We start from the raw sequence: 19926 nt of genomic DNA, 5'->3' as shown, positions 1-19926 counted from the left end.
TACAGATGAATCCATTTGAATATACAAGTGCATTACAGTACAAAGTGAAATCACTGGCACAGCAGATCGCCGAATTTAAATCCGGCGAGAGATACCGGAAATTAGAAGAAGAATATAAGAGCATTATAGAATCTGGAAGTTGTTCGCCAGAGAGATGAAGCATTAGATAAATGCCGTGATATAAGACAGGAATTCTACAGGGTAGGGGCTGAACTGGAGGAAGAAAAAGGCCTGAACCAAAAACTGACTGCGCAGGTCAATATGGATTTTGAGAATTCATCCATCCCCTCTTCCCAGCAGAAACCCGGCAGGAAAAAAATCCCGAACAGCCGGGTAAAAACTGACCGGAAACCAGGCGGACAGCCAGGCCATGCCGGACACCGCAGGAAGCTCCATGCCGTAACAGAGACACATGAAATCCCTGCGCCTGCAAAATACCTGGATAAAGAGAATTATTATGAGACAGGAAAAATCATTCGGAAACAGAAAGTGGTCATCCAGATGTCTGTAGCGGTCATGGAATATACGACAAAGGAATACCGTGACAAAAGAACCGGAGCCCGTGTACATGCTCCATTTCCAGAAGGATATATCAATGAAGTGAACTATGACGGGACGGTGAAGGCACTTGCCTTTCTCCTGAGCAATGAATGCGAATATTTTTTAATCCTTATCTGTTTCATGGAAAAATATGATAGAAAATATCAGATATTTTTCCTGTAATTTAATATGAATATCTGTATTATCACGCAAAACTCATATACAAACACGGAAACTCCGAGCAGTTTCCGTGTTTGTATCATATCCCCCGTTTTTCAACAGCATTTTCCGTCAAGCCAATACCCTTTTCCGCAAAAACCGCCAATATCCTACTCCGTTTTACCCTTCCGTTTTATATTATCACGGAAACCCCCGACTTTTGCGTGAAAGTATACTTTTGCCTGATAGTACGATTTTATCCCCTATCGCCATCCTATCAGCGGCATCTAAAAACACGAAAAAGCGGGGCCCACCACCCACCGTGATGAACCCCACCAAGCCTAAAACCTTGATTTTAAGCCATATTTCAATACTTTTGCCTGCGAGTACCCCAAAATCCTATGGCATTAATTGAGAATAGCCACCTGTACCGCTGTTAGATTTTGATGACTTTTACCCCTTTACCCCACCCAATTTTCGCTTCGACAAATTGTACTTTTGTAAATAAAATCCATAATATTCAATGTTGCACAGCCGCATTAGAGCAGCCTTAAAAGCTGTACCAGCTCATGAGGCTCGTCCGTATCTGATGCGGTCTGCCTGGTATCAAACTGCGAAAAACGGTTATCGCGATAAAATGATAACAGCCTTTCCTCATTTTCTGCCTCTAAGAAGGTCACTACGCCTCCGCCCAAATACTGTATCTCTTTAATTTTATCCCATGCAAGTTTAAGCAGTTCTGCTCCCGTGATTTCTGTCCCGCCACTCTCCGAGAAGTTTTTCCCAAGTTGTGCAACCAGATATGCCGACATGGTATAGGTATCCGATTTTTCATCCAACTCACTGATTCGCAACAGTTTTCTTTTCATAGTATTACTCACTGTTTCACCCCTTACCGTCAACGGCTTTAATGCAAGGGTAAAATATCCAAGCAGCCTGACATCCTCTGCTGAAACTACAAGATATGTAACAGACTGGTTCTTTTTGGTAAACTCTATGGCACTCTTTTTCAAAAACTGTTCAACATCTGGATTCTTCGGACAGTAAAAACCGGAAAGCAGTTCAGCAAGTGCAGGCTCTCCGGCTTCTTCATCATTCCCCAATGCCAAATACTCACGGATATTGACCGAAAAGAATTTATCATTTTCCGGCATTTTCTTTCTCCTTTATTTTCATCTTCCGCAGCCGCATCATTTCCCTCAATTCGGGTTCCCCCTTTATCTCTCTCGCAGACACAGGTATATGAACAGGACGGTTTTTGGCAGATTCTTCAATCGCGTTGATGAACATCTCCACCTGTTCCTTGCCGGAAATGACAAAATTCTTTGTGATACTTGAAGTTGCCATAATAAACACCTCCTTTGTTAGTATGGTTCTTCCGTTTCAATTCATACTTTTCTATCTCTATTTTATTATTTTATATCGGTTAACGCAACAAATCTTTTATGAATTTTTTATAACTTATTTCCCCGCTTGCCATCCCGCCAAAACAGAGGTAAGCTACGACACCACGGAGGGATTGGATTGGAAAAAGATCCTGCCCAAAATCAAAAAAATTCGTTATAATATGCATTGATTAGCATAGTTCCATTATAACATGGAACAGAGAAAAGATGATTGTTGTCAGCCATCTTTTCTCTGCTTTGGACCGGCCATTTCCCGTCAACCTCGTTTTTATAATCTGTCGTGTCCAACAGAACATCTATCTGTCCCAGTACTCCCTTTTTTGCCGTTCATTGAGCCCTTTTACGAACCTCTGTTTAAATACAAGGAATTCCTCAAGATCCATCAAGATGTGATACAATACAGCTCTGCTTTCGAATTCTTCCCTGTTCACAGGCAAGTCTTCCTTCTTCATCTGCCGGAATATCTCCTCGAGTTTTTCCATCTGCTGATCCGGTGCATTAATCTCTATCACAAAATCTACCAGATACATCATATAATCGGCAATAATCTTTGCCTGCTTTGGCATCGACCGGATCCTTTTCATCTCGTAATGCAAATTATGTAAGATATGGCACTGATTCTGCCGCATTTCAAAATAATCAATATAATATCCAGGATGAGAATAGAACGTGTTGGATTGATATTCATACGCATCCTTGATAAATCCCTGCAAACATTTTCCAGGCCGCAGATCTTATCCCAGACATTGTACTGCATCTCTGTCAGACAGATAAGCCGCCAGACCTCCCACGATCATCTGGAGCTGGTTCTCCGATAACACATATTGGCAATGATTGATTTCTTACTGCCGCTGTAATCATAGAACAGATTCAAAAGTAACGCTGCCGTAATCCCGATCAACACCAGAATCAACTCATTACAGACAGAATAAAAACTAAAATCTCTGCTGACCAAAAAATGCGCCCCGACCACGGAATTTACGGATATGGCCGCCCTCCAACCTGCCAGTTCCGAGAAAAAACGATGATAAATGTGAACAATCCATAGGCAATCCAAATCTTCTCGATATGCAAGAAGATGACCCAGGATACAGCAATCGAAACCAGAAACGTAAGAAGACGGAATAATGGATACCTTCACAGTTTCCCACTTCGTCATCAAGAGTGTAATTTCGTTTTATCCATCCCAATCTCCACTCACACATCCTTATAGATCCATCCTAAGTTCCGGCACAGACATTCTGTTTCTTAATGTAATAAATTCCTGCATAGTAGCTTCTATGATCTGCATAACCTGTGAGGTAAACGGTACCGGAGCGCTGACAACATGCGCGGCATTCAACGCATTATTCAGATCCTTGATATGCAGTTCGATGCGGAAACCCGGCTTGAAATTGTGTGCCATCATCAGGGCTTTTGCATCCATAACCGTGGCCCCTGCCAGACCGCCTCGGATTGCCTGATATACCAGTTCCGGATCGGCGCCGCTTTTTACCGCCAGTGTCAGTGCCTCGGAAACTGCCGCGATATTCACCGCACAATGACCTGATTCGTAAGCTTCGCCACATTCCCGGAGCCCAGAGGCCCTACCTATACGACAGAGCCTGCTATTGCCATCAACAGATCATAATATTTGTCAAAATCCTCTTTTTCACCGCCTGCCATAACAGAGAGGGTTCCGTCGATCGCTTTCGATTCTATCAGGTCGATGGAACTCATATCGATTACCACCGCGCCGGCTCCCGCCATCTCAAGGATTCCGTTTTCACCCAGACAGACCTCGCGTACCTGCGGCAAATTCGGCAGCATGGTAATGATCACCTGACATTTCGACGCCACGTCCGCTAGACTGTCTGCCTCCTGTGCTCCAAGCGCCTCCAGTTCCTCCACACTGAAACGGCTACTGTTGCAAACCACCAGCTGTGTCATCTCCGTTCCTCTAATCTTGCTATATTTTGGTACACAATTGTTCCGCAGACACCCGGCACTGATTTCAATCCAAATATCTCCAGAAAGATGGAGAGCTACAGGCACATCATCGGGTAAGTTTACTTTTATTCGGAATAACTGCTTTTATCTTTTTTATAATATTTTGTACATAGAAATAAAGAAAAAACAACAAATAGAAATAAAACTTCTACAACTCCATAACTAGTTATATGTTCTACATTCAAATTATAGCTATTTATATTCCCTGGAAAAACAGTTGAAAATAAATTAATTGAATAATGCATAAAGGCACACACCCATATATTATTGGACTTCATATAAACAAATCCTATTATTATAGCAAAGCTCATTGTAGAAAGAAATCTTAATGCTAATCCCACACCATCCACGTGATAGACGCTAAACCAGATTGGCATATGCCATATTTCCCATATAATTCCTAAAAAAATAACTCCTATTCTCTTACCACATTTTCTCTGCATTTTTTCCTGCAGGAACCCCCTCCACCCATACTCCTCTCCCAAAAACGCCGCTCCTTGCAAGAAGAAAAATAAAAAATTAATTGGAAATGTTACTATAAAGCTAAAATCTATAAATTCCATACCCACATTAGATATTATTCCTCCTGCAATTAACGTAATTATAAATATAATCAAATCCCACTTTACATTCTTCCAATTTCTTCCGAAATTAAATTCCCCTTCATTTAATAATGCAAATATTAGTATTAATACAGATTCAATTGGTAATAAGATATAACATATAAACATCTCTAAAAAATTCTCATCTATAATGCCTCTTATTCTGAATAGTATTAGAACAATAAAACAAACGAAACATCCTACAAACGTAAAGTGTATCTTTCTATTTTCATCTTTATTTATATTTCTATATAATTTGGCAATGGAAACACCCGTAGCTGGAAGCGTCATCATAAATATAGCCATCAAATCTCCACTCATAAATTTCTTACAATAATTAAGTATACCGACGCTCCAGCAAACACCATACGCCACAATAAAAAACAAAATATATTCTTTAATATTTCTACTTCTATTATCTATATTATTGAGCATATTCTTTTTACTCACCGCCTTCTGGTCTTTTCATAAAGATTCCGTCTTCCGTTCCTGGCAGAACATCGTTCCACGAATCCTAAATGTACTACCAAATGACAGCATCCTAATAAGAACCAACTATTTGTCAAGATTATCCGGCCCAAAACCAAGCGGGAGCAGTTCTTCCAATGTATACTCCACTTGCCTGTCCTCTCCGTCTGCCAAAACGATCTTGAATGTCTTTGGATTACAGAATTCCATCATTACCTGACGGCAGACCCCGCACGGAGCACACAGTGCATTCCCGTCTGTTCCTTCCATTCCGCCTACGACGGCAATCTTGGTAAATTCTCTTTCTCCTTCATACACGGCACGGAAGAATGCGGTTCTCTCCGCACAGTTTGTCGGTCCATACGCGGCGTTTTCAATGTTGCATCCATGATAGATTTTTCCGCTTTTTGTTACAAGGGCTGCTCCCACGCTATGATGTGAATAGGGTACATATGCGCGTTCTCTGGCTTTTTTTGCTTCTGTAATTAATTCTGCGTTCGTCATCTTATAATCCTCCAATCAAATCTAAGAGCGGTCTCGGAAACTCTTTGAGCCCGAATTTCCGCTCTTTTTTCATGTTCTTCTTTTTTGCTTTCCTCCATATCCCGGAAAACATTTTTGTTAAATTTTCAAAAAAGTATTGACATATAAGTCAAAATGTGCGGCGCGTTTGGTGACCATATACGCCAGTCACCAAACGCGCCCCTTGTAGTTAAGAAGCGTCTGTGCCACACGCACAGCATTAAACTAAACTACTAGGAGGTGCACTTTATGATCAAGTACTGGCAGTCCATGCAAGATTACAAGTACTTTCTCAACGAATCCAAAGTCCATTTCGATTCCTCTGAAAGAGTCCGGCTCCATACGGAGCTTTGGAAACCTTGGCAGAAACTCCGCCTTTTCGATACCGATAAGGCCATGGAGTTCCTTCTGCCCTTTTACTCCAACACTGGCAGGCCCGCTAAGAACCAGCCACAAATCTTAAGGTCTTTTATCCTTTTCTTTCTTCTATTTTCAGAAGGTTTGGCCAAGCTATCCCTTACCCTTTGGGTCGACAGGCTCAAACATGACCGCCTCCTTGCCGCTCTCATCGGCTGCACTACGGATTCCCTGCCGCCCCTCGGTTCTTATTTTGACTTCATGGACAGGCTCTGGACTGCACCGCCAACGGACTTATATGCGCGGGACAAACTGCTTCCGGCTTCCTGGAACACCAAAAAGCCGGATAAGCCCAAAGGCAAAAAACAGAAAGCACAGGAGGCAAAGCCCAAAATCACAGAATCTATCGAAAAACGGCTCATGAGCGGGAAGGATATCCCTTTTAACTTTGAAGGGCGGCTGCAGCGCTTCTTCTATCACGTGGCTGTCCTGCCTTCCATGGAATCCGGTCTCATACCAAGGGAACACCTTACGGTTTCCGGAGACGGCACCGCCGTGCATACCCATGCCTGCCCACGCGGGCACCACAGGGTTGGCGCACCGGAAAACCTGCGGCATTTCCCCGACCCCGATGCTTCCTGGGGCTGGGACAGCGACCTGGAAAAATATTACTTCGGCTACACTTTGTTCCAATTATCCTGCTATAACAGTGAACTCAGGACAGATCTCCCCCTGCTTCTGCGTTTTACCAGCGCAAAGCGTCATGATTCGGTCAATTTCCTTGTCGCTTTCCATGAACTGGAAAAACATATGCCGGCTGTTTCCACCTCGAATATGTGCCTGGATTCTGCAATGGACAATTACCCCACCTACCGGATCCTTAAAAGCAGGGGAATACGGGCCTTCATCGACCTGAACGACAAATGCGGCCGGCCAAAAACAATTCCTGATACCATCACCATTGACAAAGATGGAACGCCCTTATGTCAGGAAAAACTGCGCATGAAGCCTAACGGTTATGACAGATCCAGCGGTTACCTCATGTGGCGCTGCCCCTATGGGAAAGATCACTGTTCCAAATGTAAAAACTCCTGCACCGATTCCAAATATGGGAGAGTCGTCAAAACCCGGCCCGAATGGGATATCCGGCTTTACACCGACGTCCCCCGCGGCACAGATGCTTATAAGAAGATTTATAATCAACGCACCGCCACGGAACGTATCAACAACCGCATCCTCAATGATTACGGACTGCACCGTATGTTCATACACACAAAGGAGCATTATTCTTTCATGACAACCATGATTGGAATCTGCATCCATCTGGATGCCCGCTATAAACAGCAGGTGCAGGCAGCGGCATAAACCAAGTTTCCTGCTTCTGGATTCTTTCAGGCCTGTTTTCCGACAGGTTTTAAAGTCATGCACATTTTTATTCTTTATGCTCTCTGGACTGCTCAAGCCCCATAATCATCCATCCCTTATCCCTCTCATTTCTGAAACTCAACCCTTTCCTGCTTATTCTCTATTGAGTTTCCGAGAGTGCTCTCTAATAACCCAAACCGTCGTCCGTATTTTGTATCATTTTAATTAATCTGCTTGTTCCAAGCCTTTCTGCTCCAAGGCTTATAAATTTCTCTGCATCATCAAGCGTCGCGATTCCGCCTGCCGCTTTTACTTTCACATCTTTGCCGATATGAGATTTCATAAGCTCCACATCGGCAAATGTCGCTCCCGCTGTGGAAAATCCTGTAGAAGTTTTGATGTATTCGGCTCCTGCCGCCGTAACGATCTCACACATTTTGATCTTTTCTTCTTCTGTAAGAAGACATGTCTCAATAATAACTTTTAAGATTTTCCCGCCGCACGCTTCATGAACCTGACGAATCTCGTCTTCTACTTCCTGATATCTTTTATCTTTTAAGAGACCGATATTAATGACCATATCAATCTCCCTGGCGCCGTTCTCAATCGCGTCTTTTGCTTCAAAGACTTTTACCGCCGTTGTACTGTATCCGTTAGGAAATCCGATCACTGTACAGATCGGTAATTTCCCGTCTACATATTCTGACGCCTGTTTTACATACGACGCCGGAATACATGCAGACGCCGTCTTATATTCCATTCCCTCGTCCAAGATCCTGCGAATATCTTCCCACGTAGCCGTCTGTCCGAGTAATGTATGGTCCAGACGCTTTAATATCTCCTTCTTATCCATCGTCCAACTCCTCCTTTTATTTATACCAACTGATCAAGAAGAGAACTTCCTATTGTATTCTCCGGCATTTCTACACCGAAGTTGTCTGCAACCGTAGCTCCGATCACAGCGAAAGTCTGAGCCTCTTCTAATTCACCATTATCTCTCATAGCGGGAGAATATGCAAGGAAAGGAACTTTTTCCCTTGTATGGTCTGTTCCCGTATGAGTAGGATCATTACCATGGTCGGCGGTTATGATCAATAAATCGTCTTCTTTTAGAAGATTCAGCAATTCTCCCAGCTTCTCGTCGAATCTTTCCAGTTCATCAGCATACCCCTGCACATTGCGCCTATGTCCCCACAATGCGTCGAAATCCACCAGGTTCACAAAGCAGAGTCCCTCAAAATCTCTTTTTGCAATTTCAATTGTCTGCTCCATCCCATGCACGGAGCTCTTCGATTTATTTGATTCTGTAATTCCTTCTCCATCAAAAATATCAAAAATCTTCCCTACGGAGATCACGTCAAATCCGGCGTCTTTTAACGCATTGAGCGCCGTTCTTCCGTATGGTTTCAACGCATAGTCATGACGGTTGCTCGTTCTCTTAAACTCGCCTCTTCTCCTGCCGACATAAGGCCTGGCAATAACACGTCCGACTTTCCATTCATCTTTCATAGTGATCTCTCTTGCAATTTCACAGCAGCGATACAGTTCTTCAAGCCCAAACGTCTCCTCATTCCCACAGATCTGAAGTACAGAATCCGCAGATGTGTAGACAATCATATGCCCCTCAGCAATCTCTTCCTCTGCAAGCTCATCTAAGATCTCCGTTCCGCTGGCGCTTTTATTGCCGATGATTACACGGCCTGTTCTTCTTGACAGTTCCTCCAATAGTTCCTCTGGAAAGCCTGTTTCTGTAAATGTTCGGAACGGCTTTGTAATATGGAGTCCCATCATCTCCCAGTGGCCTGTCATGGTATCTTTTCCAGTACTTGCCTCATTTAATTTCGTATAATATCCCATGGGCCTGGAAACCGGCGCCACCTGTTTTAATCCGTGCAAATTCGCTATTCCAAGCTTCTGAAGATTTGGAATCTTAAATTCGCCGACATTCTGGGAAATATGCCCCAGCGTATCTGTATTGGCGTCTCCATAATCCGGCGCGTCATTTAATGCGCCTACCCCAAGGGAATCTACTACGATAATAAAAATTCTGTTATATTTTTGTTTACCCATGCTATCTGTCCCTCCTTAGAACAGCGCGACAATACCGCAGATCATTGCGCTCAGGATGCTCACCAACATTCCGCCAAGCATCGCTCTTAATACTAATCTAGAAAGCGTTCCTCTTTTCTCAGGACAGAGAACTCCGATACCTCCTACACAGATACCCATACTTGATACATTTGCAAAACCTGCAATAGAGATAGACGCGATCATCGCAAATCTTGGATCCAGGCTTTCGATAAACGTCCCCAGATTGCCAAATGCAACGAATTCGTTCAACGCTAATTTCTGTCCCAATAACATGCCTTCCTGTAGGATATTCTCTGCATCAAGCCCCATCAAGAATCCAAACGGCGCAAATACATAAGAGAATATCGTTTCGAGATCCAGACGGACAACTCCTAAAATAAGGTTGATAAGCGCAACAAGGCCAAGTACGGCAATCAATGACGATGCGATTCCGACAATCATTGACATACCCGTAGAAGCTCCGCCCACTACAGCGTCAATGACATTCGAATTCGAGCCTTTATTATCCATTTTCACATCATCAATGGATAACGCCTCCTGTGTCTCCGGCAGGATCATTTTCGCTACCAGGATACTTCCAACCGGTACAAGTACGCTTGCGATCAAGAGATATTCCATAGGAATACCGCAGGCGGCATAGCCTGCCAGGATAGACACCTCCATGCTCCCCATGCCTGATACAAGAATTACCATGATTTCACTATCTGTCATTTTACCGATATATTTGCTCACCAGCACAGGACTGCTTGTCTGTCCAAGAAACATATTGGCGACAGCCACAAAACTTTCTACCGCCGTTGTTCCCATCAATCTTCCAACCGCTTTACCAAGCCATTTTACAACAAATCCAAGCGCCCCGACATAGTATAACAATTCAACTAACGCGGAAACAAATACAACGCCGCCTAATGACTGAACAAAGAACACGCTCATCTTAGAACTGTCTGCAAGATCGCCGAACACGAACGACAGACCGTCTCTGCCGCAGCCGACAACTGCCGTAACACCGTCTGATAAAACAGAAACCACCTTCTGTCCCAGCGGTATTTTAATAATGATAATTGCAAGAACAAACTGAACAATAACTGCTTTTAAAACGATCTTCCAGTTAATGGCTTTGCGGTTCCACGATAACAGCCAGAGGAGACCTAAAACTACTGCAATACCGAGTAAACTTAATACGAGCCGCATATCGCTCTTTCCTCCTATGTATTATTTCTCTTTATCCTCTTTTATTAAGTTTCTGATGCCCTCCACTGCAACTTTGATCGCAATCTCCGTATCATGGACGATCGGGTTATCCATACCCAACGCATTTCTTTCCTGATTGCCGACTACCAGGAAATTAGAACCGCAGCGTACTCTTAGATGACTTGCCGCGATAAATAACGCTGCCGATTCCATCTCTGATGCCTTACAGCCCATCCGTTTCCAAGCTTCCCATTTGTTTAAAAGTTCATAGCTTACAGGCATTCTTTCCGGTTCATGCTGTCCGTAAAATGCATCCTTACACTGAACAACGCCTGTATGGAACGGCACATCTAAGGCTTTGCACGCCTTTACCAGTGCATTCGCAACTTCAAAATCCGCGACCGCCGGATATTCGATCGGCGCATATTCACGGCTTGTACCTTCCATTCTGACCGCGCCTGTCGAAACTACGACGTCTCCGCCTTTCACTTCAAGGTCAATCCCTCCGCATGTCCCCACACGGATAAATGTATCCGCGCCGCAAAGTACTAATTCTTCCAATGCGATAGATGCGGATGGGCCGCCGATACCGGTAGATGTGACGCTTACCTTCTCTCCGTCTAAGTATCCCGTATAAGTGATATACTCCCTGCTGTCGGCTACTAACTGTGCATTTTCAAAATGCTTTGCGATCTTGGCGCATCTTTTTGGATCTCCTGGTAAAATCACATACCGCCCCACATCGCCGGGCCTGATCTGTAAATGATACTGTAATCCCACTTCTCCTGAATAATTTTGCATGACTGCTCCTCCTTGTAAATATAATTTTTATGCAAAGCAACGTATAACAAATTGCTATACTTCTAATCGTCTTCCGAAAGAATCTGCGATAGATTTTCTTTCATTCGGTCGTACTGTTCTTTATGAATCACAATCCGGCTGCCTTGTTTTGTAATGAATCCGTCCTTTTCAAGTTTTTGTATGGATCTGGTAATGGTCTTCACGCTCAACCCCGAATAATCAGACAATTCCTGCCTGTCATTATCCAGTCTTAATACTCCGTTCACTGCAAATTTTTTATACCTGTTGGTAAACAACATAACCAGTCTGTCCGAGCCCTGCAAAAACAAAAATGCCCTGATACTGCGCGCCTGCTCTAAAAGATATTCGCCCATCAGCTTCGATTCATGCCTTAATGCAAGAATATCTGTTTTCATCCACTTGGCGAACTGTGCCTTGGGAATCTTTAATACGGTACAGTCTGTCACCGTCTGCAGGGACGTCTGGTATTTATCTAAGTCCATAATCACTTCCATGCCTCCGTAAGCGTAGACGTTTGTAAACAGTATAAAATCAAATTTGATACCATAAATCCTGTAATCCGTTGCTTTGATCAGTCCATCGCCTATAAAATAAATAGCCTCAACCAAAGTTCCCTCTCTGATAAATATTCTCCCTTTTTCCATCTTTTCAATTGAAAAGCTGTCGAGAAGCCAAAGCGGCGCGTTTTTAAAATAAGTATAGAACTGCTCTCGCCTCTTTTTGTCGATTTTTTTTAGAAACGGTAATACTCTGTCTAAATGATTGTCGCCCATACTCTTTTCCTCGCATTTCCTTATGCTTTATACGATTCACTTTGCGGCATGACTGCTTGTTGAATTACCTTTACTGTATGTTATAAGTGGATTCTAAACTATGTCTTTATCTATTGAAAGGACATATGTCCCTTTTAGAAATTTTTTCTTTATTTGTTATATTTTACAAGAAAAAATTTATTCCGCTAAAATCTTTACTTTTCTAACCCAGTATGCTAGAATAAATGTAAAGTTGCCACCGGGTAATGAAATGCGAAAGCATTCGGTACACATCGATAGGTCTTAGGAGATGTGTATACGGATGCTTATTTTTTTAGGAGGATACTTATGAAAAAATGCAAATCTCTACTTTTTTATTTTTCAAAGGGGGAAATTATGTTATGGTGCTTATCCATAATGCTGATCATTATTTCCTTTTTGGTTTTTGACAGGGAGAACTATCTGACACTCACAGCATCAGTGGTTGGAGCTACCGCTTTGATCTTTAATGCCAAAGGGAATCCCGCCGGCCAGTTATTGATTGTTGTTTTCAGTATTTTATACGGCATCATATCCTTCACGTTTGCATACTACGGAGAAATGATAACTTATCTTGGTATGACGGCGCCTATGGCTGTCTTTGCTTTCTTATCATGGCTTCGCAATCCCTATGGAGGAAACAGGGCAGAGGTCAAAGTCAACCGCCTGAAAGAAAGAGAACCCGTTTTCATGCTTGCACTCACCGCCGTCATCACCTTTATTTTCTATTTTATTTTGAAATTTTTTGATACAGCAAATCTGATACCAAGCACGCTGTCTGTTACAACAAGCTTCCTTGCCGTTTATCTGACTTTTCGGCGGAGCGCCTATTTTGCGCTCGCCTACGCTGCCAATGATATTGTATTGATTGTTTTATGGACACTGGCTGTCTTGTCGGATATTTCTTATTTATCGGTTATCGTTTGCTTCATTATGTTCTTAGTGAATGATGTGTATGGATATATCAGCTGGACTAAAATGCAAAAAAGGCAAGCTTCCGGATAAATCCTAAAACGCAAAAAAGACACCAAAAATCCTTTTTGAATCTTTGATGTCTTTCCGTCCTGCAATACCCTGATCTTCACAGAACGGTATCATCTCCCGTTCCTCCTCACGGGCGATCAGATTGTAATGTCCCTGCTTTCTTCCTCCGAAAAACCCATACATGCTTCTACACAAACTCCAGAACATATCCTCCCGGTTTTGATTCTTATATGCCACAAACCTCATTTCTCACCGGAAGGATAAAGGAAGGCGATACTGACAATTCGTCCACCCCCATCTCCAAAAACGTTCTGGTAAGTGTAAGATCTGCTCCAAGCTCTCCGCAGATGCCAACCCATGCGCCATGCTTATGCCTGCCAGCGAAATAATCATGGGAAACATGATAGAAATATTCCCAAATGCGCTCGCGCGGAGAATTGCCCGAAGTTGTGTCCTGAATATTTCAGGCCGATCCAGACAGATCCGAATCGCACGGTATCCCATTGCAGGATTTTCTTCTCTTTCCAGATTGAAATAGTCTACCTGCTTGTCTGCCCCAATATCCAGGGTACGGATGACTACCTTCTTCCCTGCCATACTTTCCGCTACGGTCTTGTATGCCTGAAATTGTTCCTCTTCTGTGGGAAAATCTTTGGATTCCAGATATAAAAATTCGCTGCGGAACAGCCCGATTCCCTCCGCATCATTCTGCAATGCGCTCATGGTATCGTCCACATTACCGATATTTGCATAAAGGTGTATTTTCCTGCCGTCCCTCGTTATGGTCTCCTTACCTTTCAGTTCCTGCATTAGGCGCTTTTTTGTTTCATCCTCTTCCATGCGCTGATTCATCCTGGCCAGACATTCTTCATCAGGCTCCACATAGACTGTTCCAGTATATCCGTCAACCGCCGCCGTTTTCCCATTCCATCCCTTATCGATTTCAATACCGATCACAGCCTTCCCCTTAGCAGATAATGTGATCTTAGAATCAAACTTTTTCACTTCCTTCACAAGCATTCCTGCCGGACGTGCATGGATTCCCAGTTCATCAATAATTGCATATTCAAATGTTCTCATTTTATTTTCCTCCTATATCAGATTCATTCTCTTAAATTCAAAATAAACCCCATCCTCATCAACACTCTCACAGACAACGTCTGCACAATCTTTTAATTCCTGACAGGAATTCCCCATTGCAACGGCAACCCCCGCATATTCCAGCATCTGCTGATCATTCATACTGTCGCCAAAAGCAACCGTATCAGCCATATCCGCACCATAGTATTCACAGACACGTTCTATGGCCTCGCCCTTATCCATATCCTTCCGTATAATCTCGCCATTATAGCAGTCTGCATCTTCTGCATAGGGATGCACTACATAATGAAACTCCCGCTCTAGGTACGGTTTTGTTTTCTCAAGATCGGCCAGATCCGTACAGATAAATCCCAGCTTATATGCCCCCTTGTGTGGATATTTTGTATACGGTTTTACCCCCACATCCGAATCCAGTTCCTTCTTCATTCGGATTAACTCCGAATTTGACAGATCTGCCGTTGCACTTGTAAGGATTGCCTGAAGGCTGTCGTCAATATAAATCCCCTCCGGACTTTCTATGCGGCAATAGATCCCAAATCGATGAAAAATTTCCAGGCACTTCTTAATGGTTTCTTCCGGAAGTACACTGTCACGGATTACTTTCCCGTCAATTTCTATATGCCTTCCCGCACTGGCAACCACACCGTCAAATCCCACTTCCAGAACATCCTCGCTTACGATCGGCATATTACGCCCTGTGCTGATCAGAATCCTGTGCCCATTTTTTCTTGCCTTCCGTACTGCCCTTGATGCAAGCTTTGTCGGTTTTTCCAACGGGACAGTAAATGTCCCGTCGATATCTAAAAATACGATTTTTTTATCTGCCATCATGCTTCCTCCAGTTTAATAAGCGGCTCCATGCAGTGAATCTCACCATTCTTCAGCCCCTCCACATTTTTATAATCATCTGTATTGGCAATAATTACCGGAGTCGCCACTGGATAACCTGCTTCCTGGATTTTCTGGATATCAAACGTAAGAAGCACCTGTCCGGGCTTTACCTGATCGCCCTGTGCCACATGGGCCTCATAATACTTTCCGTTAAGTTCTACCGTATTGACACCCACATGAATCAGCAATTCTACTCCGTCTTTCGTTGTAATGCCAATGGCATGTTTCGTATCAAACAGTGTAGAAACCTCACCATGGCAAGGCGCTACCACCTTTCCCTCCGAAGGAACGACTGCCATTCCCTTCCCCAATACTTCCGCGGCAAATGTATCGTCCGGCACCTCGCTCATCGGAATCGCTTTTCCTGTAAGCGGACTGCAGATCACACCTTTCTCTGCCTCCGGGAAAATGTCTGCAGACGTATCCGCTGTTTCTTCTGTTACCGTTTCTTTTTTCTCCAATTCTTTATTAAACTTTTTCATATTTGACATGATATATGTAAAAATAAATCCTGTCGCAATAGAAATAACTGTACCAATCAAAAAGTTCAGCATACTGGACGCAGGAACACAGACAAACCCAACAATTCCCGCAGTTCCCGGAGCCGTGTTCAAAACATTTGTCAGAGTTACATACCCGCCGCCAAGAGCAGCGCCGATCATAGCGCCATAGAACGGATATTTTAGTTTCAAGTTTACACCAAACATAGCAGGCTCTGTGATATCCAGCATAGCAGACACACCCGAAGTCGCCGCAACACTCTTTAACTTCTTATCCTTTGTCCGAAGCATGGCACAAAGAGTTGCGCCACCCTGCGCCACGTTATTACAGGACGCAATCGCAAGCAGAAAAGAACCTCCCGCCGCCACCATCTGGATATCCACCGGAAGCAGGCTGTGGTGCATACCGGTCATGGTAAGAGGCGAATATAAAAAGCCCAGAACCATACCGCCCACAATCCCTAATGTATCATGCATCCACACAAAGCTGTTTGTCAGCACATCACCAGCAGTCCTCATAATCCCGCCTACCACCGTAAAAGTAACAAAACCGGTGATCATAACGGTAAGCAGCGGAGTCAGAAGATTGTCCAGAATCTCCGGAATATACTTATGCAGTTTCTTCTCCACGAACGAAAGGATATATGAAGCAGCCAGCACCGGGAGAACCGTTCCCTGATATCCTACTTTTTCAATCGTAAGCCCCAAAATGTTCCATACCGGAATTGTCCCTTCTGTTACGGCAGTACCGTAGGCATAGGCATTCAGCAGATCACCCGAAACCATAATCATACCGATAACTGCTCCCAGATACGGATTGCCCCCAAACATTTTTGTAGCGGAAAATCCAATCAGGATAGGCAGAAAGGCATATGCGGCACTGGCAAATGTATTGATCATAGCAGCAATGTCAGAAAGAGCCGGATAGGCTTCTACTAAAGACTGCCCCGGAATAAACAGCCCGTTTGCCGTAAGCACGTTATTTAACCCCATCATCAGACCGCTGGCAACCAATGCCGGAATCAATGGTACAAATACGTCAGACCTCCTTTTGATCATACGATTTCATAGATAGCAGCTTCATAGGGACGCAATTTCATCTGTTCAAGCCGGGTTTCGGAATCCTGTTCATAATCAGACAGGCGCGGACTGCCTTTTTCCCCTTCTCTCCAAATATAATAGTCCCTGTACGGGCTGTCCTTCGATTTTTTCGCCTCCACAAACCACGAATGCTCGTCAGAAGTATGGTTCACAACAAGATCCATGATAATTCTAATACCACAATTTTCACATTCTCGGATTAGAGCCTTCATATCTTCCATTGAGCCGTATTCCGGTGATATTCCATAATAATCGGATATATCATAGCCATTATCCGCATTGGGAGAGGCATAGGCCGGACTCAGCCATATCACGTCGATCCCCAGTTCCTCCAGATACCACAATTTGGAGCGGATACCGTTAATATCGCCGATTCCATCGCCATTACTGTCACAGAAGCTTTGTGGATATATCTGGTATACAACACTGCTTTTTCACCACTTTTCTTCCACCATTTTTTTCACCTCGCTTGTTTTTCTTCGGTGATTTTAGTATACTGGAAAAGAATCCCTGATTGCTTGCATAATTTTACCCGATAATAACACAAATTTACGATATAGGAGTTGATAGCTATGTCAAGAGCTTATCATGAAGATAAAACCCATGGTACTTCTGTTTTTCCTTTACAGGTATATTCTCACCATGACAAAGACGGATTTTATTTTGTATCACAGCACTGGCACGAAGAACTGGAATGGGTATATGCAGGAGATTATAAAACTTTACCACACATTGCCCACCTGTGCCCTTTTAAGTATTAAGCTCCACATATTACACATGATCGAATTATTTTTTCAGTCAGATTATTTTTATAAGAATACGTTATCTCCCAAAGGAAAGGACTCCTTAAACAAATTAAAACAAGTGATTGAATATGTTCACATCAATTACCCGGAATCAATCTCTTTGCAGACATTGTCTGAAATATGTTTTATGAGTCCTAATTATTTCTGCCACTATTTTAAACAAGAAATTGGAAAGACACCGATCAGTTTTATCAATGAATATAGAATAGAAAAAGCCTGCGAAATGCTGTCAGAATCAAAAGTGCCGATTTCTGATATCGCACTTTCTGTTGGATTTGATAATTTTAGTTACTTTATACGAAAATTCCGGGAATATAAGGGAGTGGCACCGAATAAGTACCGTTCTCTCTGCTTGAAATAGTATGAAATCTGGCTGTGCCGTTTCTAATTTCTAAATCATACACAGCCAGATTCTATTTAAATAATTGTACTTCAGGTTTGCGTGTCGCTCAAATATCATCAGTGAGCTTTTCCCTTGTGACACAAAAAAGTCCGCAGTCTCCTTGGAAGGAACTGCGGTATGTACAGAAAAATATGATGTACTAGACCCCTGCTCAGCTTCATTTCCATAGACCTGGTTTATTTCCTGTCATTGATTTATTGAATAGATTTTCCAAGCTCATAGGCTTTTTGAAGTTCTGGTTTCCCTTCAATGTCACCTACATCCCCATTCCCTCCAGCAAGGACAGCTCCAAGGTTTTCCCATTTCAGATGCTCCATCAAATGGTCATAGTAAAGAAGCACATCTTCAAAACCATTTCCTTCCGCAGCCATAAGCAATGCAGAAGCCCTGCCATGCCCTCGCAGGAGATTCCCATCGCCTTCCTCTAATGCAAACAGGCGGTCGATAGCCGTTCTGATCTGGCCGCTCATATTCCAGTAATACAACGGCGTGGCGAGTACGATCACATCACATTCTTTCACTGCCGGATAAATTTTATCCATATCATCTCTTTGGACACAGGGACATTCCCTGCTGCTATGGCCGCCAAAGCATCCCTTACACCCATGGATATCCATACCGTCAAGGAAAAATTCCGTAACTGCATTTCCTGCTTCTTTTGCGCCTTTCGTAAATTGTGCTGTCAAAGCTGCAGTATTCCCCGCTTTTCTGGGACTTCCATTCAGAATCACAATCTTCTTGCTCATATTCCCCTCCTTAAATCTTGTCAGCTAAAGCCGCCGCCTTTTTGCAGCCATCCGTCTTGTCAATATCACCCACATTCAGAACACCAGGAATCAGAACCTCGCCTACCATCTTCCATTTGTTCAAAGCACACATACGCTCCATGGGGATACGAACCCCATCCATGACTGACATATCATCTTCCTCACAGCAGGCAATCAGTGCACATTCTTTGCCAGAAATATCTTTACCGCCTACTACGAAAGAGAAAATCCGGTCAATAACCCCCTTAATCTGTGCCGGGATAGAATACCAATAGACCGGCATAGTGAACACAAGGGCATCTGCCTCCAGAATAGCTGGCGCTATCGTATTGAAGTCATCATCAAAGGTGCAGGCTTTCCCCGTAGAAAAGCAGGTTTCACAAGCACGGCATCCACCCACTTTTTTCGAAGCGGCATCAAAACGGGTTACTGTATGCCCTATCTCCTTGGCGGCCTTAATAAACGCCTCCGTCATGGCAAAACTGTTACCATTTTTGCGCGGACTCCCTGTAATAACAACAATTTTCTTACTCATACAACGATTCCTCCTTTACTGCAGGATTGACTTTTCCTGCTGTTGATATTATAATTATAGCGAGAATGAAATAGAACACAAGTACGCACCTTCAAGTGCGATACTAACCTAGAAGTTATATACTTACCTAGAGGAGAGTGTGAAAATGGGCAAACGGTGTATATCGCAAGAATGCTTAGAAACAACCGGTTTCAGCTACACATTATCCCTCATCAACGGGAAATATAAAATGACAATTCTTTATACGCTTATGGAATTTGGTATTGTCCGATTCAATGAAATGAAAAAATATATTGGTGAAATTTCTTTTAAAACATTAAGCTCTACACTAAAAGAATTAGAAGCAGACCAATTAGTACACAGAAAAGAATATCCTCAAATACCTCCAAAAGTGGAATATAGCTTGACAGAACGTGGGAAATCGCTCATTCCTATATTAGATGGGATGTGTGAATGGGGAGATAAAAACAGACTGCCATAAATTCCTATCGTTAATCCAATACACCCAAAGACTCATACTTGGGTGCATTGGATC

The 19926-nt window shown here is 43.2% G+C and carries 25 protein-coding genes and 2 pseudogenes; 7 read left to right on the top strand and 20 right to left on the bottom strand.

All coding sequences use genetic code 11. The annotated features are described in order from the left end of the window. Positions 1 to 5 precede the first annotated feature (5 nt). Positions 6 to 158 carry a hypothetical protein gene (locus VSQ62_RS08155; protein ID WP_334634228.1) on the top strand — a complete coding sequence of 51 codons (153 nt, stop codon included), beginning with the start codon at positions 6 to 8 and terminating at the stop codon, positions 156 to 158. A gap of 103 nt (positions 159 to 261) precedes the next feature. Then, positions 262 to 723, top strand: coding sequence for a hypothetical protein (locus tag VSQ62_RS08150; protein ID WP_502957731.1), 462 nt, complete (start codon positions 262 to 264; stop codon positions 721 to 723). Positions 724 to 1238: 515 nt separating this feature from the next. Here the strand turns inward: VSQ62_RS08150 and VSQ62_RS08145 are convergent. The 8 genes from VSQ62_RS08145 to VSQ62_RS08115 all read right to left on the bottom strand — a co-directional run bounded on the left by VSQ62_RS08145 (position 1239) and on the right by VSQ62_RS08115 (position 5668). After that, positions 1239 to 1853 carry a GNAT family acetyltransferase gene (locus VSQ62_RS08145; protein ID WP_334634227.1) on the bottom strand — a complete coding sequence of 205 codons (615 nt, stop codon included), beginning with the start codon at positions 1851 to 1853 and terminating at the stop codon, positions 1239 to 1241. Continuing rightward, a complete protein-coding gene (locus VSQ62_RS08140; RefSeq protein ID WP_334634225.1) occupies positions 1840 to 2046 on the bottom strand; it encodes a hypothetical protein in 207 nt (68 codons plus the stop codon). Before VSQ62_RS08140 ends, VSQ62_RS08145 begins: the two co-directional genes overlap by 14 nt. Before the next feature lie 355 nt (positions 2047 to 2401). Continuing rightward, the gene (locus VSQ62_RS08135; RefSeq protein WP_286154058.1) at positions 2402 to 2818 is read right to left on the bottom strand and encodes a hypothetical protein; all 417 of its coding nucleotides are present in this window, start codon (positions 2816 to 2818) and stop codon (positions 2402 to 2404) included. A gap of 80 nt (positions 2819 to 2898) precedes the next feature. Then, positions 2899 to 3264: an aromatic acid exporter family protein gene (locus VSQ62_RS08130; RefSeq protein ID WP_334634224.1), complete on the bottom strand. Its 366-nt coding sequence runs from the start codon at positions 3262 to 3264 to the stop codon at positions 2899 to 2901. Between the two features lie 48 nt (positions 3265 to 3312). Continuing rightward, positions 3313 to 3639 carry an NAD-binding protein gene (locus VSQ62_RS32625; protein ID WP_502957729.1) on the bottom strand — a complete coding sequence of 109 codons (327 nt, stop codon included), beginning with the start codon at positions 3637 to 3639 and terminating at the stop codon, positions 3313 to 3315. Positions 3640 to 3695: 56 nt separating this feature from the next. Next, positions 3696 to 4034, bottom strand: a complete 339-nt coding sequence (locus tag VSQ62_RS32620; RefSeq protein WP_502957728.1) for an NAD(P)-binding domain-containing protein — start codon at positions 4032 to 4034, stop codon at positions 3696 to 3698. A 125-nt stretch (positions 4035 to 4159) separates the two neighbouring features. Then, positions 4160 to 5146, bottom strand: a complete 987-nt coding sequence (locus VSQ62_RS08120) for a CPBP family intramembrane glutamic endopeptidase (RefSeq protein ID WP_334634222.1) — start codon at positions 5144 to 5146, stop codon at positions 4160 to 4162. Positions 5147 to 5251: 105 nt separating this feature from the next. Then, positions 5252 to 5668, bottom strand: a complete 417-nt coding sequence (locus tag VSQ62_RS08115; protein WP_334634221.1) for a cytidine deaminase — start codon at positions 5666 to 5668, stop codon at positions 5252 to 5254. A gap of 267 nt (positions 5669 to 5935) precedes the next feature. Here VSQ62_RS08115 and VSQ62_RS08110 point away from each other — a divergent pair, with 267 nt between their 5' ends. After that, positions 5936 to 7408, top strand: coding sequence for a transposase (locus tag VSQ62_RS08110; protein WP_334634220.1), 1473 nt, complete (start codon positions 5936 to 5938; stop codon positions 7406 to 7408). Positions 7409 to 7592: 184 nt separating this feature from the next. On the opposite strand, the gene deoC is transcribed toward VSQ62_RS08110, so the two are convergent. The 5 genes from deoC to VSQ62_RS08085 all read right to left on the bottom strand — a co-directional run bounded on the left by deoC (position 7593) and on the right by VSQ62_RS08085 (position 12285). Beyond that, a complete protein-coding gene (gene deoC, locus VSQ62_RS08105; RefSeq protein ID WP_334634219.1) occupies positions 7593 to 8261 on the bottom strand; it encodes a deoxyribose-phosphate aldolase in 669 nt (222 codons plus the stop codon). Between the two features lie 20 nt (positions 8262 to 8281). Continuing rightward, positions 8282 to 9478, bottom strand: coding sequence for a phosphopentomutase (locus VSQ62_RS08100; protein WP_334634218.1), 1197 nt, complete (start codon positions 9476 to 9478; stop codon positions 8282 to 8284). Between the two features lie 15 nt (positions 9479 to 9493). Beyond that, entirely contained in the window at positions 9494 to 10690 is a 1197-nt protein-coding gene (locus VSQ62_RS08095) for a NupC/NupG family nucleoside CNT transporter (RefSeq protein ID WP_172499579.1), read from the bottom strand. A 21-nt stretch (positions 10691 to 10711) separates the two neighbouring features. After that, positions 10712 to 11491, bottom strand: coding sequence for a uridine phosphorylase (gene udp / locus VSQ62_RS08090; protein WP_172499578.1), 780 nt, complete (start codon positions 11489 to 11491; stop codon positions 10712 to 10714). Positions 11492 to 11553: 62 nt separating this feature from the next. After that, positions 11554 to 12285, bottom strand: a complete 732-nt coding sequence (locus tag VSQ62_RS08085; protein ID WP_334634217.1) for a Crp/Fnr family transcriptional regulator — start codon at positions 12283 to 12285, stop codon at positions 11554 to 11556. A gap of 327 nt (positions 12286 to 12612) precedes the next feature. On the opposite strand from VSQ62_RS08085, the gene pnuC reads away from it, so the two are divergent. Next, positions 12613 to 13308 (top strand): nicotinamide riboside transporter PnuC, encoded by a 696-nt coding sequence (gene pnuC / locus VSQ62_RS08080; protein ID WP_334634216.1) that lies wholly within the window; start codon positions 12613 to 12615, stop codon positions 13306 to 13308. Positions 13309 to 13311: 3 nt separating this feature from the next. On the opposite strand, the gene VSQ62_RS08075 is transcribed toward pnuC, so the two are convergent. The 5 genes and pseudogenes from VSQ62_RS08075 to VSQ62_RS08055 all read right to left on the bottom strand — a co-directional run. Next, positions 13312 to 13524 carry a hypothetical protein gene (locus VSQ62_RS08075; protein WP_334634215.1) on the bottom strand — a complete coding sequence of 71 codons (213 nt, stop codon included), beginning with the start codon at positions 13522 to 13524 and terminating at the stop codon, positions 13312 to 13314. Further along, positions 13514 to 14247: pseudogene (locus VSQ62_RS08070) on the bottom strand (putative PEP-binding protein); the annotation flags it as partial. The pseudogene VSQ62_RS08070 and the gene VSQ62_RS08075, both read right to left, overlap by 11 nt. Positions 14248 to 14379: 132 nt before the next feature. Then, the gene (locus tag VSQ62_RS08065; RefSeq protein ID WP_334634213.1) at positions 14380 to 15216 is read right to left on the bottom strand and encodes an HAD family hydrolase; all 837 of its coding nucleotides are present in this window, start codon (positions 15214 to 15216) and stop codon (positions 14380 to 14382) included. Further along, entirely contained in the window at positions 15216 to 16838 is a 1623-nt protein-coding gene (locus VSQ62_RS08060) for a PTS sucrose transporter subunit IIABC (RefSeq protein WP_334634212.1), read from the bottom strand. The genes VSQ62_RS08065 and VSQ62_RS08060 overlap by 1 nt, the downstream gene beginning before the upstream one ends. Positions 16839 to 16930: 92 nt before the next feature. After that, positions 16931 to 17293 (bottom strand): annotated as a pseudogene (locus tag VSQ62_RS08055) (alpha-amylase family glycosyl hydrolase); the annotation flags it as partial. Between the two features lie 159 nt (positions 17294 to 17452). Between VSQ62_RS08055 and VSQ62_RS08050 the strand changes: the two are divergent. Continuing rightward, the gene (locus VSQ62_RS08050) at positions 17453 to 17641 is read left to right on the top strand and encodes a hypothetical protein (protein WP_334637784.1); all 189 of its coding nucleotides are present in this window, start codon (positions 17453 to 17455) and stop codon (positions 17639 to 17641) included. Then, entirely contained in the window at positions 17583 to 18047 is a 465-nt protein-coding gene (locus tag VSQ62_RS08045; RefSeq protein WP_334634210.1) for a helix-turn-helix domain-containing protein, read from the top strand. The genes VSQ62_RS08050 and VSQ62_RS08045 overlap by 59 nt, the downstream gene beginning before the upstream one ends. A 236-nt stretch (positions 18048 to 18283) precedes the next feature. On the opposite strand, the gene VSQ62_RS08035 is transcribed toward VSQ62_RS08045, so the two are convergent. Both VSQ62_RS08035 and VSQ62_RS08030 read right to left on the bottom strand, forming a co-directional pair. Next, positions 18284 to 18835 carry a flavodoxin family protein gene (locus VSQ62_RS08035; protein ID WP_334634209.1) on the bottom strand — a complete coding sequence of 184 codons (552 nt, stop codon included), beginning with the start codon at positions 18833 to 18835 and terminating at the stop codon, positions 18284 to 18286. Positions 18836 to 18845: 10 nt separating this feature from the next. After that, complete coding sequence (locus VSQ62_RS08030) at positions 18846 to 19391, bottom strand: flavodoxin family protein (RefSeq protein WP_334634208.1); 546 nt, start codon at positions 19389 to 19391, stop codon at positions 18846 to 18848. 145 nt (positions 19392 to 19536) lie between these two features. Between VSQ62_RS08030 and VSQ62_RS08025 the strand changes: the two genes are divergently transcribed. Continuing rightward, the gene (locus tag VSQ62_RS08025) at positions 19537 to 19872 is read left to right on the top strand and encodes a winged helix-turn-helix transcriptional regulator (protein WP_334634207.1); all 336 of its coding nucleotides are present in this window, start codon (positions 19537 to 19539) and stop codon (positions 19870 to 19872) included. The last annotated feature ends 54 nt before the right edge of the window (positions 19873 to 19926 follow it).

It is taken from the genome of Sporofaciens sp. JLR.KK001, assembly GCF_036941055.1.
Classification (GTDB): domain Bacteria; phylum Bacillota; class Clostridia; order Lachnospirales; family Lachnospiraceae; genus Sporofaciens.
The sequence above is the reverse complement of the archived record's forward strand: the minus strand, read 5'-3'. Positions and strand labels throughout refer to the sequence as shown.

What these genes read in the sequence shown, in the direction of transcription:
- VSQ62_RS08045 (WP_334634210.1), top strand. Translation starts at nt 17,583, where the DNA reads ATGCAGGAGATTATAAAACTTTACCACACATTGCCCACCTGTGCCCTT.
- VSQ62_RS08050 (WP_334637784.1), top strand. Translation starts at nt 17,453, where the DNA reads ATGTCAAGAGCTTATCATGAAGATAAAACCCATGGTACTTCTGTTTTT.
- VSQ62_RS08115 (WP_334634221.1), bottom strand. Translation starts at nt 5,668, where the DNA reads ATGACGAACGCAGAATTAATTACAGAAGCAAAAAAAGCCAGAGAACGC.
- VSQ62_RS08065 (WP_334634213.1), bottom strand. Translation starts at nt 15,216, where the DNA reads ATGGCAGATAAAAAAATCGTATTTTTAGATATCGACGGGACATTTACT.
- deoC (WP_334634219.1), bottom strand. Translation starts at nt 8,261, where the DNA reads ATGGATAAGAAGGAGATATTAAAGCGTCTGGACCATACATTACTCGGA.
- VSQ62_RS08060 (WP_334634212.1), bottom strand. Translation starts at nt 16,838, where the DNA reads ATGATCAAAAGGAGGTCTGACGTATTTGTACCATTGATTCCGGCATTG.
- VSQ62_RS08085 (WP_334634217.1), bottom strand. Translation starts at nt 12,285, where the DNA reads ATGGGCGACAATCATTTAGACAGAGTATTACCGTTTCTAAAAAAAATC.
- VSQ62_RS08150 (WP_502957731.1), top strand. Translation starts at nt 262, where the DNA reads ATGGATTTTGAGAATTCATCCATCCCCTCTTCCCAGCAGAAACCCGGC.
- VSQ62_RS08140 (WP_334634225.1), bottom strand. Translation starts at nt 2,046, where the DNA reads ATGGCAACTTCAAGTATCACAAAGAATTTTGTCATTTCCGGCAAGGAA.
- VSQ62_RS08035 (WP_334634209.1), bottom strand. Translation starts at nt 18,835, where the DNA reads ATGAGCAAGAAGATTGTGATTCTGAATGGAAGTCCCAGAAAAGCGGGG.
- VSQ62_RS08155 (WP_334634228.1), top strand. Translation starts at nt 6, where the DNA reads ATGAATCCATTTGAATATACAAGTGCATTACAGTACAAAGTGAAATCA.
- VSQ62_RS08030 (WP_334634208.1), bottom strand. Translation starts at nt 19,391, where the DNA reads ATGAGTAAGAAAATTGTTGTTATTACAGGGAGTCCGCGCAAAAATGGT.
- pnuC (WP_334634216.1), top strand. Translation starts at nt 12,613, where the DNA reads ATGAAAAAATGCAAATCTCTACTTTTTTATTTTTCAAAGGGGGAAATT.
- VSQ62_RS08095 (WP_172499579.1), bottom strand. Translation starts at nt 10,690, where the DNA reads ATGCGGCTCGTATTAAGTTTACTCGGTATTGCAGTAGTTTTAGGTCTC.
- VSQ62_RS08110 (WP_334634220.1), top strand. Translation starts at nt 5,936, where the DNA reads ATGATCAAGTACTGGCAGTCCATGCAAGATTACAAGTACTTTCTCAAC.
- udp (WP_172499578.1), bottom strand. Translation starts at nt 11,491, where the DNA reads ATGCAAAATTATTCAGGAGAAGTGGGATTACAGTATCATTTACAGATC.
- VSQ62_RS08145 (WP_334634227.1), bottom strand. Translation starts at nt 1,853, where the DNA reads ATGCCGGAAAATGATAAATTCTTTTCGGTCAATATCCGTGAGTATTTG.
- VSQ62_RS08025 (WP_334634207.1), top strand. Translation starts at nt 19,537, where the DNA reads ATGGGCAAACGGTGTATATCGCAAGAATGCTTAGAAACAACCGGTTTC.
- VSQ62_RS08100 (WP_334634218.1), bottom strand. Translation starts at nt 9,478, where the DNA reads ATGGGTAAACAAAAATATAACAGAATTTTTATTATCGTAGTAGATTCC.
- VSQ62_RS32620 (WP_502957728.1), bottom strand. Translation starts at nt 4,034, where the DNA reads ATGACACAGCTGGTGGTTTGCAACAGTAGCCGTTTCAGTGTGGAGGAA.
- VSQ62_RS08130 (WP_334634224.1), bottom strand. Translation starts at nt 3,264, where the DNA reads ATGACGAAGTGGGAAACTGTGAAGGTATCCATTATTCCGTCTTCTTAC.